Origin of the sequence: Epilithonimonas tenax DSM 16811 (assembly GCF_000428485.1) — a bacterium.
GTDB lineage: Bacteria > Bacteroidota > Bacteroidia > Flavobacteriales > Weeksellaceae > Epilithonimonas > Epilithonimonas tenax.
Genome location: NZ_AUAA01000027.1, coordinates 1 through 17,485 on the forward strand (window position 1 = coordinate 1; position 17,485 = coordinate 17,485).

Here is a 17,485-nt window from a genome sequence, read left to right on the forward strand (position 1 = left end):
TAGACAATGCCAGCAATCAAAGCTCCGTAGGAGCGACCTGTAAATCAACAATACCAAAAGGTCACTCCTAAGGAGTTCTTTTTCAGATTAACTCTCATTTTCTATTAACAGAACGTTCCTACGGAACTATAAAAACTTAACCGATTTTTATGATTTGGTTGTGTTTATTTAATCCAAAATCATATTCCAATTCGATTTAATTTTCCGTAATTTTGTGGGTCTTATTTTTACTATGGCTACAACAACCGACATCGATATCAAGAAATTTCTTTTCGTTAAAAACGCGCACCTTAACAACCTGAAACACATAGATGTTCTCATCCCGAAGAATAAACTGATCGTGATCACAGGCGTCTCGGGAAGTGGAAAATCTTCCCTGGCTTTCGACACCATTTATGCCGAAGGACAGAGGCGTTACGTGGAAAGTCTGAGTTCTTATGCGCGCCAGTTTTTGGGAAAATTAGAAAAACCAAAAATTGATGATATCAAAGGTTTGGCACCGTCTATTGCGATTCAGCAAAAGGTGATCTCGTCCAATCCGCGTTCTACGGTTGGAACTTCTACGGAGATTTACGATTATATGAAGTTGTTCTTTGCGCGCGTTGGCAGAACTTATTCCCCTGTTTCCGGCGAAGAAGTGAAGAAAGACAACGTCACAGATGTGATCGATTTCATCAAGAATTCAAAGAACGATTCGACGTTTTTACTTTTGGCCCCTTTGACATTTGATGCTGATAATTTTGCGGAACAACTGAAGACGTTGAAAGTTTCCGGATTTACAAGATTGGAAGTGAACGGAAACGTGGCAGGGATTGAGGATCTGGAAAGTTTCGGATTTGTGCCAGAGAAAGATATGGCGATTAATTTGGTCATCGACAGGTTCAATTATGAGGAAGATGAGAGTTTCCTTCAGCGATTGGCAGATTCTATCCAGATGGCTTTCTACGAAGGTCACGGCTACTGTTCTTTGAAAAATACAGACACCGGAAAAGTACGGGATTTCTCGAATAAATTTGAAGTAGACGGCATTGTTTTCAATGAGCCGACTGTCCATTATTTCAGTTTTAATAATCCTTATGGCGCTTGCCCGACTTGCGAAGGTTACGGAAAAGTGATTGGAATTGATGAAGATTTGGTGATTCCCAACAAAAACCTGTCGCTTCACGAAGATGCAGTCGCGTCTTGGCGTGGCGAAAGTATGAGCGAATGGAAAAAGGATTTCATTAAAAAGAACAAAGACTTCCCTATTCATAAGCCTTATCACCAGTTGACCAAAGAACAAAAACAGTTACTTTGGAGAGGTGATAAAACGAAAACATTTCCAAGCATTGATAATTTTTTCAAAATGCTGGAGGAAAATCTTTATAAAATACAATACCGCGTGATGCTTTCCCGCTATCGTGGGAAAACACTTTGTCCAACTTGCGAAGGATTAAGATTAAGAGAAGAAACAAGCTGGGTGAAAATTGACGGTCATAACATTCAGTCGTTCATAGAATTACCTTTGGACGAATTTCTTCCATTAATCAAATCATTAAAACTCAACGAGCACGACAGAGAAATCGCCAAACGATTGACCTACGAAATCGAAACCCGATTGGAGTTTTTGACGAAAGTTGGTCTCGGTTATTTAACCTTAAACAGAACTTCGAACACACTTTCCGGTGGTGAAAGTCAGAGAATTAATTTGGCAACGAGTTTGGGAAGTTCGCTCGTTGGTTCGATTTATATTTTGGATGAGCCGAGTATTGGTCTGCATTCCCGAGATACGGAAAATCTGATTGGCGTTTTGAAACAACTTCGAGACCTAGGCAACACCGTAATCGTCGTAGAACACGATGAAGACGTGATGAAAGCAGCGGACCATATCATCGATATTGGACCGGAAGCAGGTTACCTTGGCGGTGATTTGGTTTTCAACGGCAACTATGAGGAAATGATGAAATCCGATACTCTGACCGCAAAATACCTAAGTGGCGAAATGGAAATTGAAGTGCCTAAAAAACGCAGAAAAACAAAAGAATACATCGCCATCAAAGGTGCGCGTCAAAACAATTTGAAAAATATCGACGTGAATGTTCCATTAGAATGTTTGACAGTCATTACGGGCGTTTCGGGAAGTGGAAAATCGACTTTGATGAAAGAAGTGATGACGAATGCGATCCAAATCCAATTGGGAATGGGTGGAAAAAAAGCGGATTATGACTCCGTGGACTTTCCTTCAAAACTGATTCAAAACATCGAACTGATTGACCAAAATCCAATCGGAAAATCTTCCCGTTCCAATCCTGTCACTTATTTGAAAGCTTATGACGACATCCGTGACCTTTTCGCAAAGCAAAAATCAGCGAAAGTTCAAGGTTTGAAACCGAAACATTTTTCCTTCAATGTGGACGGCGGACGTTGCGACGAGTGTAAAGGTGATGGTGTTATCACGGTCTCAATGCAGTTTATGGCAGACATCGAGCTGGAATGTGAACATTGCCACGGCACGCGTTTCAAGAAAGAAATTTTGGAAATCAAATACGATGAGAAAAATATTTCCGACATCCTTCATATGACGGTTGACGAGGCGTTGGAATTTTTCTCAGAAAACCACGAAGAAAAGATTGCGACCAAAATAAAACCTTTGCAGGATGTTGGTTTGGGTTATCTTCAGCTGGGGCAATCCTCTTCTACCCTTTCCGGCGGTGAGGCGCAGCGTGTAAAACTGGCATCTTTTCTTGTGAAAGGTGTGACGACGGATAAAACGCTTTTCGTCTTCGATGAGCCATCAACAGGATTGCATTTCCACGATATTAAGAAATTATTGAAATCGCTTCAGGCTTTGATAGAACTGGGACATTCGGTGGTTGTGATTGAGCATCAGCCAGATATTATCAAAACAGCAGATTACATCATCGACATCGGTCCAAATGCTGGAAAATACGGTGGTGAAGTTGTTTTTGCCGGAACGCCAGAGGATTTGGTGAAAGTGAAAGGTTCGGCTACGGCGAAGTATATTGCGGAGAAATTGTAATATTATCGTTTTATGAATATTGAAACATTTTCAGATTTGATAAAATTTCTACCAACTGAAATGAGCTCCTTTAGAATTAAAAAGAGTAATTGGAATGTTGCTTCACAAATGAAGATTATTAATGATATTTTTGAAGAAAATGAGTTTAAAAAAATTTCCCGAAGCGAAATTAGAGCCGAGAGGAAAAACTTAAATATTTTCGTAATTAAAACTTTAATGTGGGGATACCCTACGAAAGGAAGAGGTAATAATATTGAAAATCTTTTAGATGATGAAAACTTCAGTAAACTTCAAACACTTCTTCACAAATATTATAATATCAAAACGATACCTTACAATCTTTTAGTTTCTGATTTAAAATATTACAAAATAAAAGGATTAGGAATATCAACCCTTTCCAAATTTTTATATTTCTTAGACATTAAAATTGATGGCTACAAATGTGTAATTTTAGATGATAAACTTATTGATATAATTAACAATTCAAATTTCAAAGAAGTACAGCCTCTTAAAGGAATTACAAGAGAGTTTGCTTTAAAACAAAGTAAAAACAAACTTAACTACGTTAATTTCTTGGAGACAATAAATAATATTTCTTTGAAGTTAAATGTAGAACCTGAAAATGTAGAGATGTTTTTGTTTTTCTTCGGAAAAAGTCTATAATGAGACTTATCCACAAAAAAATGTGGATAACTACTAAACTTTAACATTCAGTTTACATTTCGTATGGTTTTTCTTTCTAAATTTACATCACTAAGATTAAGGAAATCGTTATGAAAACTTATCTATTGTCAATCAGAATCACTCAAATTTATTTGATATAAAAATCAAAGGATAGCACCGTCGGCTATCCTTTTTTGTTGTTGTTTAACTAAAAAAAATGAGATGTCTTTATCTACTGAACCGGCTCCTAAAGAGTCGGTTCTTTTATTTTCAATCTTATGATCCTTCGAGAACCTCAGGATGACAATTGTCTCTCATATAATTAAGTTGTCACACTATGTATTCGACTTCGATCAATATAAACTAAGTCGAAGTGCTTTACAAATCACAAAAAAAGACTGAATCTATCGACTCAGTCTCTTCCTTTTCATTTTTATGATTTACTTATTTGGAAGCATTCACATTGATGCCAATTTCGATGTCTTTGCTAATCATCCATTCAGCTGGGTCTGTTTCGTCTGTCCCGAATTTGATTCCCCAATCTGTTCTGTTCACCGTAAATCTCGCTTCTACACTCGCTTTACCTTCAGTAACAGTTACTTTTGCAGGGAAAGAAACGTTCAACGTTTTTCCTAACAATGTCAGGTTTCCGCTCACTGTTTTGTTGGAACCCGCTACAGCATCTTTTGGAAGTTCGCCCGCCAAGTCTACTACAGACGTGATCTTAAAATCAGAAGTTGGATTTTTGGTCACGTTGAAAAAATCTTCATTTTTCAAGTGTGCTTCCAGGTCAGCCGGCTTTTTGCCAGCCTCGGTTACAGACGCTGGGTTCACTTTCAAAGTCGTCATATCGATGACGAAATCTCCGGAAGTGACTGCATTATCAGCAACGGTCAATTCACCTGATTTCAAGTTCAAAGTTCCCCATCTTGGTGCGAAACCACCTTTGTGGAAAGCTTTCCAGTTGACGTTGGACGTTGCCAAATCTACTTTGTAAGCCTCTCCGGTTTTCGCCGCCACTTCTTGTGCATCTTTTACAGTTTCTTTTTTGTCATTACAAGCAGTGAACAAAAATGCTGCGCCTGCTAGTGCCAATACGGTTAATTTTTTCATAGAACATTATTTTGATTAAACTTTTTTAGTGCAGCAAAAATAAGACCTTAAACACAGAACAGACGTTGATGTACATCAAGAAACATAGCAACACCAATATTTGGGCAGCTTTATCCGCCTTCCACTCCCAATCTTTTTTGCTCACGATTTCAGTTAAGTTGAACCCGAAGTACTCGCAAAAAAGGATTTCCATTCAAGTCGGGCTGCGATAAGTCGCGCATAAATTTTAACATATCACCTTTATTGACAATTAAAAATACAAAATAAACATAAACAACTGATTATCAATATAATTAAATTTTAAATTAATTTCAAAATACATAAACATCGGCATCAAATTTGATTCTAGCCTTAACTTAATTAACATTTTTTTAACAAGCCTTAAATTCCATTATTTACAATGAAAAAAACTTTTGCAGAAAAATCAAATCTGTTGGTTTTTCTTGGGACTGCTGCCTTAATCACTACAGCAGTATTTTTTTTGAAATCCTGTAACAAAAAATCAGAAAAAGAACAGGCACAACTTTCAAACGATACCAATTCAGAAAAAATCGTCCCAAACTCAGCAAAAGTAATTTCAGCAAAACCATACGTTCCCGACGATCCGAACAAGCGCTATATTTATTTAACCTTCGATGACGGACCAAACCGAGGAACAAGCAACCTTTTGAAAATCACCAACAAATATCAAATTCCCATCACAGCTTTTGTCGTTGGAAAACACGCATACGACAGTAAAACCCAATCCAAGGAATTGAAAGAACTGGAAAATGACAAATTGGTTGAGATTGCCAATCACAGCTACACGCACGCCTTAAACCGATATTCCGAATTCTACAAAAATCCAGAAAATGTGATTCACGATTTTGACAGAGCAAGAGACAGTTTGAAATTCAAAAACAAATACGCCAGAACTCCCGGAAGAAATATCTGGAGAACAGGAAACATCAATAATACTGACATCAAAACTTCAAAAGTTGCAGCAGACGGATTACAAAAAGCGGGTTATGTTTTGGTAGGCTGGGATTTGGAGTGGAAACCAAACCACGCGATGAAACTGAAAGGCACTCACAAAGAAATGACAAAGCGCGTAGACAGCATCTTTTTCAACGATTTGGAAAAGACTTCACGACATTTGGTTTTTCTGACGCACGACCAATATCTTCAGGATGATGATTCGGTGAGGGAATTGGATTTATTCATTTCAGATTTGCAGAACAGCAATCGTTTTGAGTTCCGAAAAATCTCTGAGTATCCTAATATTAATGATATTTTGAAGTAATTTTTTAAACCACAAAGACACAAAGTTTTTGCACAAGGTTCGCAATTTTTATTCTTTAAGATTTAAATTGATTTTGTCATATTTTATATAGCAAAAAAACTTTGTGTACTTCGTGAAGACCTTTGTGTCTTTGTGGGTAATATTTAATCAAACTCTTTGGAAACTCCCAATCCAAACAAGGCAAAATCATAGATCGCCGGGTCCGCAGCATTGTATTTTCTAAGAATCAAATCCAATTCTTCCACTGCCTTCCAGTCGTTTTGTTTTCTGGTTAAGATCCCGAGTTTTCGGGAAATATTGGCAGTATGAACATCCAGCGGAACAGACAGAAACTTCGGGTCGATGTTTTTCCAAATACCGAAATCAACACCTTTTTTATCTTTCCGAACCATCCAACGCAGAAACATAATCAACCTTTTGGAAGCCGAATTTTTGTACGGCGAACTCACGTGTTTCTGCCCACGGTGTTCTTCGGAAATGAACTGATTTCGGAATCGCTCGATTGAATGGTAGAAATTGGATTCATCCTCATTAATAAGAAACGCATCTTCCAGACTTTCAAACTGCGAATAAAGACGTCTGAAATTCCTTAGAAAGAAAATAAAATCTTCGTGGTTGAAGGTTCTGTGAATAGCTTGCTGTGGAATCTTATCCAAATCAGAATCGGTGAAATTCATCACAAAATCGTACGGCGAATGGCCCATTAGCGCCATCATTTTATTGGCATCATTGATGATCGATTTACGATTTCCCCAAGCAATACTTGCCGACAAAAAGCCAGCAATCTCGATATCCTGTCTCAAAGCAAAGCGGTGCGGAATCTGAATGGGATCATCGGAAATAAAATCTGGCGAATTGTAGCGTTCTGCTTTTTCATTCAACAATTCGAAAATATCTTTTTCTTTCAAAATCATGCAACAAAAATACGGATTAGTTTGATCGCAAAGTCGCAAGAATTTATTGATAAAAGCACAAAAAAGTCGCAAACTTTCCGACTAGAAAACATTTGCGACTTAAAATAGTAATTTTTAAAAATAAATGCGCCTTTGCGATAAAAATTTGAACAAAATTACCTCCCAATCACTTCTGTAATTGGACTTCCGATGTTTCCACTTGGGAACTCGATGTGAAGTAAGGCGGAGATGGTCGGGGCAATATCGGTCATATTATAATCTTTATTGCTTTCGCCGTGTTTGATTCCCCAGCCCATAAAGATCAAGGGAATATGTGAATCGTAGGAATTCCAGACGCTGTGAGTGGTTCCTTTTTTAGCATATGAAGGCAACATGCCGTCGTGGGAAATGATTTGAATATCGCCACTTCTCTGCCAGTTGTAACCGTTGATGGCCCTGGTTTTTATAGGCTCTGGTATAGCAGATGAACCGATTTTCTTTAAATCAACTGCGTATAAAACCCTTTGATCTTTGTTCAGATTGTTGATGATCGTTGTTTTGATATCGTCTTCGTCCAGATTTTTTTCTTTGATCAGACTTTGATTCAGGTAAATTTGATAATTGTCGATTCCAAGAATGACTTTAGAATTTGCATATTTCTTTTCCAGTTCTGCACCCAGATTTTTTTCCAATCCATCATCATAGAAACCACCGAGGATCTTATTGGCTCTCAAGAATCCTTCGGCATTGGCACCACCGTGATCAGCTGACAGGAAAACCAGATAATTGTTCTTCCCTACTTTCTTATCCAGCATTTTGAAAAACGCAGCCAAGTCTTGGTCCAATCGGATGTAGGTATCTTCTACTTCTACGGAATTCGGTCCGTAAGAATGGCCAACATAATCCGTTGAAGCCAAATTGATTGCCAGAAAATCTGTCTCCTCGCCTTTTCCCAAAGCATAATGATCCAACGCCGCTTCCGCAAAAGTCAAGGTTAAAGTATTGCCGAACGGTGTAGTTCTGATGACGCCTTTTTTAGTCGTATAATCCGTTAACAGATTTTTATATGGGAAAACAGGTTCTTTCGCAGTTCCTACAGGATATTCCCATTCTACATTATCCGCTGTACTTTCTGTGTATTCAGAAATTGGCAAGCTAGTCTCCCAGCCGTTGGCCAATAATTTTTCAGGAACTTTCTGCCCGTTAAAATCAGTCACCCATTTTGGCAGTTCATTCATATAATAAGAACTCGTAATAAAATTCCCTGATGAATCATCGAACCAGAAAGCGCCAGTTGGATTGTGCCCGGCAGGCAAAATGGATGCGCGGTCTTTCAAAGAAACACCAACTACTTTTGATTTAAAATTACTGGCTATTCTCAATTGGTCTGTCATAGTGGTAGACCATAGGTTTTTGGGAGAATGACTTCCCATTTTTCTATTCTCAGAACCAACAGGATTGACGCCGTCATCTGTCGTACAATAGACATTTTTTCCGGTTTCTTTGTCTGTCCAGTCATTGCCGGCAATCCCGTGAATAGATGGAACAGAACCTGTATAAATAGAAGTATGGCCAATGGCAGTCACGGTCGGGATGTAAGGAATGTGAACATTATTAAGAGAATAACCTTCACCTAGCAGCCTTTGAAAACCACCTTTCCCGAATTTTTTCTCGAAGCGGTAGAGATAGTCCCAACGCATCTGGTCTACGACTAGTCCTACGACTAATTTTGGTTTCGCTCCAGAATTTAATTTTGTTTTCTGGGTATCTGGATTTTCACTGTTAAGTTTAATTTTTTGCGCATCTAGATTTCCAATCGCAAGGGCTGCAATCAGGAATATTTGAATTTTTCTGAACATTGAATGACTTTTTATTGAGCCCAAATTTACAGCTTTCAAAAGTTTTGGGATGTGAAATTTTATTAAAGTTTGCAAGACAAATGAATTTAAACACCAAGTCTTCCAAGTTTTTTTGGCCTTACCGAACTTATTTTCAAATTCACTAAAGGTGTTCACTCAGCAAAAACTGAGGTAATTACAAACAAAAAAGAACAGGAAGTTTCCCGTTCTTTTTTTGTGCTGAAGTTCTCTTCAATATTAAAACTTAAGATCGCCATTCACATCTCTTACAGCTTGTGCGGCTTCAGCAAATTTCAATTGTTCGTCCACTGTTAAAGTGATATTGACGATTTTTTCTACACCATCTTTCCCAATGATAGCAGGCACCCCAAGGCAGATATCGCTTTGTCCGTATTCGCCATCCAACATCAGTGAACAAGGGATCATTTTTTTCTGATCACACAAGATAGACTGAACCATTACGGAAACCGCCGCACCTGGTGCGTACCAAGCAGAAGTTCCTAGCAATTTGGTCAATGTTGCACCGCCAACTTTAGTTTCTTCGATGACAGAAGCCTTTTGCTCATCATTCAAGAACTCAGAAACTGGCACGCCATTTCTTGTTGCTTTGCTGAATAAAGGTAACATACCTGTGTCAGAATGTGCTGCAATGACCATTCCGTCAACGTCAGAAATTGGCGATTCTAATGCTTCTGCCAATCTGTACTTGAATCTGGCAGAATCCAAAGCACCACCCATTCCGATGATTCTTTCTTTTGGAAGTCCGGATGTTTTGTGAACCAGATATGCCATTGTATCCATCGGGTTGGAGACCACAATAATGATCACATCCGGCGAATATTTGACCAAGTTTTGAGTCACTTCTTTGACGATCCCTGCGTTGATACCTATCAATTCTTCTCTTGTCATTCCCGGTTTTCTAGGAATTCCAGAAGTGATTACCGCGACTTTGGAACCTGCAGTTTTGGAGTAATCTCCTGTTGTTCCAGTGATTTTGGTATCGAAACCATTAAGAGAAGCGGTCTGCATCAGATCCATTGCTTTTCCTTCTGCAAAGCCTTCTTTGATGTCTACCAAAACAACTTCTGCTGCGAAGTCTTTCATTGCGATGTATTCTGCACAACTTGCTCCTACTGCGCCTGCGCCAACTACGGTAACTTTCATAATGTTTTTATTTAATGTTTTTTTAGTAATAATGATCCCTTTGATCTGATTATCTACAATTTGTTAATTTAAAATTTGACTTTGTCTTGTTCGTAAATATAATAAAAGTTACAGAGCCTGAGAAAAATTTAATTCTAATATTTGTCATATTTTATTCCAATGCAAAACACATGATCAAATCTTGCAATTAGCGGACATGTTTACCTGCGATAGGTTAGCATTTTCTTTATGATCAAGCTGCGGTATTATTTATGACACAATATTGTACTAGATCGTCAAATGTGGTTCAGATTTCGTAAATTTGCTCTGAAAAAAATTGAAAACATGTCAGAAAACAACATAAAATCTATTGCAGTTTTAACTTCCGGAGGTGATGCTCCGGGTATGAACGCTGCACTTAGAGCTGTTGTAAGAACAGCAAACCACTACGACATAGACTGTTATGGAATCCGCGAGGGCTATAATGGTCTTATTGCTGGTGATGTTATAAAAATGGGACCTCGCTCCGTAAAAAATATTATCAATCAGGGCGGAACTATTCTAAAGTCTGCTAGATCCAAAGAATTCATGACTCCGGAAGGTAGAAAAAAAGCCTTCGAGCAATGTCAGAAATTAGGCATTGATGCTTTGGTCTGTATTGGTGGAGACGGCAGTTTCACAGGCGCAAAGGTCTTCAATGAAGAATTTGGAGTCAAAGTCATTGGTGTTCCCGGGACTATTGACAACGATATATTTGGTACAGATAAAACCATTGGTTACGACACGGCTCTTAATACCGCAATGGATGCTATTGACAAGATCCGTGATACGGCAACTTCTCACAACAGAGTTTTCTTTGTAGAAGTGATGGGACGTGACGCAGGCTTCATTGCCCTGAACAGTGGTATCGCAACTGGTGCACTTGACATCCTGATCCCGGAAAGAAAAGACAGTCTGGAAGATCTTTTCAGCACTTTCCGGACGGCAGAAAAAGTAGGCAAATCATCCAGTATTGTAGTCGTGGCAGAGGGCGAAGAATTGGCTAGCATCTATGATCTTGCAAAAGCCACCAAAGAAGAGTTCCCGAACTATGATATCCGTGTGGCAATCCTGGGACACATCCAGAGAGGCGGCTCACCCAGCTGTGCAGACAGAGTGCTGGCCAGCCATTTGGGCTATGGTGCAGTGATAGGTCTTATGGAAGGAAGAAACAAAGTGATGGTCGGTATGCAGGCTAACAAAATCACATATACAACTATTGAAGAAGCGATCAAAAAACACAACGAAATTGACAAGGATCTATTGAAAATAGCTGAGATTCTCGCTATGTAATTCTTTATTTTTTCGTACATTTATAAAACAAAAAAAACCTTAATATTTTAAATAATATGTCAACAATTAAAGTAGGAATCAACGGATTCGGGAGAATCGGACGTTTAGTTTTCAGAGCAATGACTGAAAGAGAAAACATCGAAGTTGTAGGTATCAATGACCTTATCGATGCAGAATACATGGCTTACATGCTAAAATACGATTCTGTTCACGGAACGTTCAAAGGAGAAGTATCAGTACAAGGTAACAACCTTGTGGTAAACGGAAAAACCATCCGTGTAACTGCTGAGAAAGATCCTAACAACCTAAAATGGAATGAAGTAGGTGCAGAGTACATCGTAGAATCTACAGGTTTATTCTTATCTAAAGAAACAGCGCAAGCTCATATCAATGCAGGTGCTAAGAAAGTAATCCTTTCTGCGCCGCCAAAAGATGATACGCCAATGTTCGTAATGGGTGTGAACCACAAAGAATTAACCAGCGATATCGCCATCTTCTCAAACGCATCTTGTACAACCAACTGTCTTGCACCTTTGGCAAAAGTAATCCACGATAACTTCGGGATTTCAGAAGGTCTTATGACGACTGTACACGCTACAACTGCAACTCAGAAAACGGTAGATGGACCATCTGCAAAAGACTGGAGAGGTGGTAGATCTGCGCTAAACAACATCATCCCTTCTTCTACAGGTGCTGCAAAAGCGGTAGGAAAAGTAATCCCTTCTCTTAACGGGAAATTGACTGGTATGTCTTTCAGAGTTCCAACTGCTGACGTTTCTGTAGTGGATTTAACCGTAAAATTAGACAAACCAACTTCTTACGAAGAGATCTGTACAGCGATCAAAACTGCTTCTGAAGGCGAATTGAAAGGTATTCTTGGCTATACTGAAGACGCTGTTGTTTCTCAGGATTTCGTAAGCGATTCCAGAACTTCTATCTTCGATAAAGAGGCAGGAATTATGCTGAACCCAACGTTCGTAAAATTGGTATCTTGGTACGATAACGAATGGGGCTATTCTAACAAATTGGCAGATATGCTTGTACATTCAGCTTCTTTGTAATCCAACTTATTCAATAAATACTGAAACCTTTCAATTCATTTTGAAAGGTTTTTTTTATTGATTAATGATAAAATTCACCATTACTTTTTCGAACAATAATTGTAATTTTATCAAAGATGGAAAAACCAATTTTACAACCTAAATTCAAAGATGCGCCACATTTCAAAAATTTTTGGGAAAGCGGAAATGGTAAACAGCTTATAGAGTTTTCCGGCGCGAATGTCAGCTTCAAAGATTTTGATCAATTTTCTCATTTCTTTTATGATTTTGATCAAATCGGAGATCAAGTGGTAAAAGACATTTACTTGACACAATCATATCCCGAAGCTTCAAGGCAGATTGAAACTTATATCAGGACTGGTATTTTTGAAAATCATGATATCCCTGAAAGTGTAAAAATACTATTTGGACAAACTCAATCTGTTCCGGACTGGGTAGATTTTAATTTAATAAAAAGCGGCGCAGAACTCTGTATGCGCTGCAATGTGGATTCCTTGATTTCACTCAGAGATTATTGTCTGATCGGCGGTTACGATTACGCCTATCTCAATAAACCATTGATCGTAACAGAAGCTTTGAAGAAAGGCGCAGTCAAACGTTTATCAGAGACCCTGGACTTTTGGTTGAATGTCACCAGAACCGACTCACTTTTAACCCATCAAAAGGGTTATGAATTCGCTATAAAAACCAGATTAATCCATTCCTATGCGAGACTTTCTATAAAAAAAAATGACAAGAACTGGGACACCAAAAACTGGGGAGAACCTATCAACTCTTGGGATATGATGGCAACTTACATCGGTTTCAGTTTGGTGTTTTTATACAGTCTGAACAAATTAGGAAATACCTATTCTCAACACGAAGAAAAAGGACTCTTTCACCTTTGGAAATACGTAGGATATCTTTTAGGAATTCCGGAAAATCTTTTACCTGACGATAAAAAACAAGCGACAGAATATTTTTATCTATGGACTTCTGTACAGCCACCATCTGACAAAGACTCCGTACTTCTGGCCCATTCTTTACTGAATGAATCTCTGGAAAATCCCATTCTTAAATTTAACTTTCAAAGAAAAAACCTCCGCTACCTACACATCTGCTGCACTTGGTTTTTATTAGACGATGAAGTCTGTGAAAGACTGGAAATTCCGAAAGTAAAAAATAGATACTTATTTCCGAAATCAAAAATCATATTCAATAAAATATATGAAAAAACTATAAGCCGAGAAGCAAGGATAAAGAGAGGAAACAAAGATCAGTTAAAAGTTTTGGAGGATTATCTGAACACGACAAAACAATCAAATTTCCATTAAAATATAATCAACAAATTTACAAGCTCAGGAAAAAATAATATTGGATTTTGATTTTAAAATTCCGTATTTTTGAGAATAATTTTGAAACGATGAGTACTATTGACGATAAGAAAAAAGCACTGCAGCTGGTGCTGGAAAAACTAGATAAAACCTACGGGAAAGGCACCGTAATGACTTTGGGAGAGGATTCTGTGGATCATACCATAGAGGTCATTCCGTCGGGATCATTGGGAATTGACTTGGCTTTGGGTGTTGGTGGCTACCCAAGAGGAAGAGTTATTGAAATCTACGGACCAGAATCTTCGGGTAAAACAACATTGACACTTCACGCCATTGCAGAAGCACAGAAAACGGGTGGCATTGCTGCGTTTATAGATGCAGAGCACGCCTTTGACAGAAGTTACGCAGCAAAACTGGGTGTAGATTTGGAGAACTTAATCATCTCTCAACCAGATAATGGTGAACAGGCGTTGGAAATTGCAGATAACCTGATCAGATCAGGCGCAATTGATATTGTGGTGATCGATTCTGTAGCTGCATTGACACCAAAGGCAGAGATTGAAGGCGAAATGGGCGATTCCAAAATGGGTCTTCACGCCAGATTGATGTCTCAGGCACTTAGAAAACTAACTGGTTCAATATCAAGAACAAAATGCACAGTGATTTTCATCAATCAGCTTCGTGAAAAAATTGGCGTAATGTTCGGAAATCCTGAAACCACTACTGGTGGAAATGCCCTGAAGTTCTATGCTTCTGTAAGAATTGATATCAGAAAAGCCAGTGCGCCAATTAAAAATGGTGACGAAGCAGTTGGAAGCCGTGTGAAAGTGAAAATTGTGAAAAACAAAGTAGCGCCACCTTTCAAAATGGCAGAATTTGATATTATGTATGGTGAAGGTATTTCTAAAGCGGGAGAGATCCTGGATACAGCCGTAGATCTTGCTGTGGTTAAGAAAAGTGGATCTTGGTTCAGCTATGAAGAAACCAAATTGGGACAAGGCCGTGATGCTGTAAAAGACCTCCTCAAAGACAATCCTGAATTATCTGAAGAGATTGAAGGTAAGATCAGAGAGATCATCAAGAACAAATAAATAGAATTAAAGGCTGTGAGATTTCACAGCCTTTAATTTTATTTGAAGATGTAAGTTAATCCTAAACTTAAAACCTGTTCTGATTTTTTCTTAGAAGTACCAGTGTAACCTACCTCAGATGGGCTATTTTTCAAATTAGGATACGTATTCGACATTCCGATGTCATATTTTAAGGCAAGCTCTAATTGCCTTTTATAGCTAAATCCCACACCTGCTCCAATTCCTAAATTAAATGAATTTGCTTTACCGTAGCTATTTTTTTCATATTCCGGCTTGTTGGTATTTTTCACCTTTTGATCTATCAGGAAATTAAATCTTGGACCTATCAATCCATAGAATTCAGATTCTGCTTCGGAAAAATAAGCCTTAAAATTAAAAGGAACACTGAGGTAATTATTAGCGTAAACAGCTTCATATCCAGGTCTGCCTTTTGAATCCTTCGCCTTTCCAGATTCTCCAGCTCCAAAATACAAAGCTTCTATTTGAAGGTAATACTGTTCTGCTGAACCAATTGGTGCCTGAGCGGTTACACCTCCCAAAACAGAAAATCTGGCTCCGGAAGGATTATGGGCATTTCTAACCCTGGAATAAGTTCCACCTGCAACCAAGCCAAACTCAGTTGACCTCAGATCAATCTGTGCCTGAGATAGTAAGGAAGAAAAAATGAATGATGCAAAAAGGATTTTTTTCATACTTGTGTTTTTATAATTATTTTTCTGTTTCAAAATTAAACAAAAAAATTGAGAAGCTCTATCTGAGCTTCTCAAAAAATATATTTAATAAACAATTTTAATCAATTGTATTATGCTAAAACTTTGGCTACGGTTACGCCGATCTCTGCTGGAGAATCTACAACGTGAATACCATTTTCTGCCATGATAGCCATTTTCGCTTGTGCCGTGTCATCATCACCACCTACGATTGCACCTGCGTGCCCCATTGTTCTACCTTTTGGTGCCGTCTGTCCAGCGATAAAGCCCACCACTGGTTTTGTAGAACCACTCGCTTTGTACCATCTTGCTGCTTCTGCTTCCAAAGATCCACCGATTTCGCCAATCATGACAACCGCTTCTGTTTCCGGATCATTAATGAACAATTCCAAAGCTTCTTTCGTCGTCGTTCCAATGATAGGATCTCCACCAATTCCGATCGCTGTAGAAACTCCGAAACCTGCTTTCACCACCTGATCTGCAGCCTCGTAAGTAAGAGTTCCAGATTTTGAAACGATACCCACTTTTCCTTTTTTGAAGACGAAACCTGGCATAATACCAATTTTTGCTTCGTCTGAAGTGATGATACCAGGACAGTTTGGGCCAATCAAACGGCAGTCTCTATCTTGGATATAATCTTTAACTTTTACCATATCAGCAACGGGAATCCCTTCTGTGATACATACAATAACTTTGATACCTGCCTCAGCAGCTTCCATTACAGCATCTGCAGCAAATGCAGGCGGAACGAAAATAATACTCACATTAGCTCCTGCTTTCTCTACAGCTTCTGCCACAGAATTGAAAACTGGCTTACCAAGGTGCTCAGAACCTCCTTTTCCCGGAGTTACACCACCAACAACGTTGGTTCCGTAATCGATCATTTGACCTGCGTGGAAAGTACCTTCGTTACCTGTAAATCCTTGTACGATAACTTTAGAATCTTTGTTTACTAATACTGACATTTTTTTATTGTAATTTATTGATTTTATAAAACTTTGATACTCGCAAAAATAACGATAATAATCCAAAAATTTATTGTAATCAATAATTTTTTAGATGAATAAAATATGATTTACTTCAGATTTTTGAGTTTGACTTCTTTTCTGAGGTAATCCCTGAATTCTTCTGCAATGGGACCGAAGTAAGTTCCTTTCTTAAGATTTCGATTGACTCCACTTTTTGCAAGAAGTACAGTTCCGCTTTCTACACGAACGCCGGAAGCCATTCCTACTTGTCCCCAGATCGTCACATCATCTTCGATGATGCAGCAGCCTGCAATTCCGGTTTGGGAGGCTATCAGACATCTTTTTCCTATGATGGTATCGTGCCCAATCTGGATCTGATTGTCCAGAATACTGCCTTCTCCAATGATGGTGGGATCTGTCACACCACGATCTATGGTACAACTGTTTCCTATTTCCACATTATTTTGGATGATGACATGGCCTACAGAAATCAGTCTGTCATAGTTTCCATTGAGTTTTCTGTAATAGAAGGCATCGCCTCCCAAAACTGTATTAGCTTGGATGATGACGTTATCACCAATGACTGTTCTGTCACCAATGACTACATTGGGAAAAATGTGACAGTTCTTCCCTATTTTAACTTCATTTCCAATGGTCACAGAAGGGTGAATGAAGGTTCCCGTACCTACTTCTAGGTCGTGCAGTTCTTCTCGGAAATTCGAGATTCGGGTGAAGTGCGTGTTGATTTTGTTAAAGTCTCTGAACGGGTCTTCTGAAACCAAAAGTGCTTTCCCGGCAGGACATTCTACTTCTTTATCAATTAAAATGATTGTGGCAGCGGAATTGAGCGCTTTGTCGTAATATTTCGGATGGTTTACAAAAACAATTTCTCCGGCTTTGACCATATGGATCTCATTGGTACCAAGTACTGGAAAATCCTCATCACCAACATATTTGGCGTTGATGATATCAGCAATGGTCTTGAGTTGTTGTGGCTGATTGAATGTCATAGTTGGATGTTAGAATTTAGACATTAGA

At 38.6% G+C, this 17,485-nt stretch carries 14 protein-coding genes; 7 read left to right on the forward strand and 7 right to left on the reverse strand.

Annotated features, from left to right (window positions below):
• The first annotated feature begins 232 nt into the window (after positions 1-232).
• Together uvrA and F564_RS0112555 are read left to right on the forward strand one after the other, a co-directional pair.
• A complete protein-coding gene (uvrA, locus tag F564_RS0112550; RefSeq protein ID WP_028122953.1) occupies positions 233-3,019 on the forward strand; it encodes an excinuclease ABC subunit UvrA in 2,787 nt (928 codons plus the stop codon).
• A gap of 12 nt (positions 3,020-3,031) precedes the next feature.
• Complete coding sequence (locus F564_RS0112555; protein WP_028122954.1) at positions 3,032-3,682, forward strand: 8-oxoguanine DNA glycosylase OGG fold protein; 651 nt, start codon at positions 3,032-3,034, stop codon at positions 3,680-3,682.
• A gap of 444 nt (positions 3,683-4,126) precedes the next feature.
• On the opposite strand, the gene F564_RS0112560 is transcribed toward F564_RS0112555, so the two are convergent.
• Positions 4,127-4,795, reverse strand: coding sequence for a YceI family protein (locus F564_RS0112560; protein ID WP_028122955.1), 669 nt, complete (start codon positions 4,793-4,795; stop codon positions 4,127-4,129).
• Positions 4,796-5,195: 400 nt separating this feature from the next.
• Between F564_RS0112560 and F564_RS0112565 the strand changes: the two genes are divergently transcribed.
• A complete protein-coding gene (locus F564_RS0112565; RefSeq protein ID WP_028122956.1) occupies positions 5,196-6,077 on the forward strand; it encodes a polysaccharide deacetylase family protein in 882 nt (293 codons plus the stop codon).
• 143 nt (positions 6,078-6,220) lie between these two features.
• On the opposite strand, the gene F564_RS0112570 is transcribed toward F564_RS0112565, so the two are convergent.
• From F564_RS0112570 to F564_RS0112585, 3 genes are all read right to left on the reverse strand, one after another.
• Positions 6,221-6,985, reverse strand: coding sequence for a TIGR02757 family protein (locus tag F564_RS0112570; RefSeq protein ID WP_028122957.1), 765 nt, complete (start codon positions 6,983-6,985; stop codon positions 6,221-6,223).
• 161 nt (positions 6,986-7,146) lie between these two features.
• The gene (gene pafA, locus F564_RS0112575) at positions 7,147-8,829 is read right to left on the reverse strand and encodes an alkaline phosphatase PafA (protein ID WP_028122958.1); all 1,683 of its coding nucleotides are present in this window, start codon (positions 8,827-8,829) and stop codon (positions 7,147-7,149) included.
• A gap of 237 nt (positions 8,830-9,066) precedes the next feature.
• On the reverse strand, positions 9,067-9,993 hold the full coding sequence (locus F564_RS0112585) for a malate dehydrogenase (protein WP_028122959.1): 927 nt from the start codon (positions 9,991-9,993) through the stop codon (positions 9,067-9,069).
• A 324-nt stretch (positions 9,994-10,317) separates the two neighbouring features.
• On the opposite strand from F564_RS0112585, the gene pfkA reads away from it, so the two are divergent.
• The 4 genes from pfkA to recA all read left to right on the forward strand — a co-directional run bounded on the left by pfkA (position 10,318) and on the right by recA (position 14,769).
• A complete protein-coding gene (pfkA, locus tag F564_RS0112590) occupies positions 10,318-11,304 on the forward strand; it encodes a 6-phosphofructokinase (protein WP_028122960.1) in 987 nt (328 codons plus the stop codon).
• Positions 11,305-11,360: 56 nt separating this feature from the next.
• The gene (gene gap / locus F564_RS0112595) at positions 11,361-12,365 is read left to right on the forward strand and encodes a type I glyceraldehyde-3-phosphate dehydrogenase (RefSeq protein ID WP_028122961.1); all 1,005 of its coding nucleotides are present in this window, start codon (positions 11,361-11,363) and stop codon (positions 12,363-12,365) included.
• A gap of 116 nt (positions 12,366-12,481) precedes the next feature.
• The gene (locus tag F564_RS0112600; RefSeq protein WP_028122962.1) at positions 12,482-13,678 is read left to right on the forward strand and encodes an oxygenase MpaB family protein; all 1,197 of its coding nucleotides are present in this window, start codon (positions 12,482-12,484) and stop codon (positions 13,676-13,678) included.
• Between the two features lie 89 nt (positions 13,679-13,767).
• Positions 13,768-14,769, forward strand: a complete 1,002-nt coding sequence (gene recA / locus F564_RS0112605; protein WP_028122963.1) for a recombinase RecA — start codon at positions 13,768-13,770, stop codon at positions 14,767-14,769.
• Between the two features lie 38 nt (positions 14,770-14,807).
• Here the strand turns inward: recA and F564_RS0112610 are convergent, their stop codons facing one another.
• The 3 genes from F564_RS0112610 to F564_RS0112620 all read right to left on the reverse strand — a co-directional run bounded on the left by F564_RS0112610 (position 14,808) and on the right by F564_RS0112620 (position 17,457).
• Entirely contained in the window at positions 14,808-15,461 is a 654-nt protein-coding gene (locus F564_RS0112610) for a porin family protein (RefSeq protein WP_028122964.1), read from the reverse strand.
• A gap of 110 nt (positions 15,462-15,571) precedes the next feature.
• A complete protein-coding gene (gene sucD / locus F564_RS0112615) occupies positions 15,572-16,444 on the reverse strand; it encodes a succinate--CoA ligase subunit alpha (protein ID WP_028122965.1) in 873 nt (290 codons plus the stop codon).
• 110 nt (positions 16,445-16,554) lie between these two features.
• The gene (locus F564_RS0112620; protein WP_028122966.1) at positions 16,555-17,457 is read right to left on the reverse strand and encodes an LpxD N-terminal domain-containing protein; all 903 of its coding nucleotides are present in this window, start codon (positions 17,455-17,457) and stop codon (positions 16,555-16,557) included.
• Positions 17,458-17,485 lie beyond the last annotated feature (28 nt).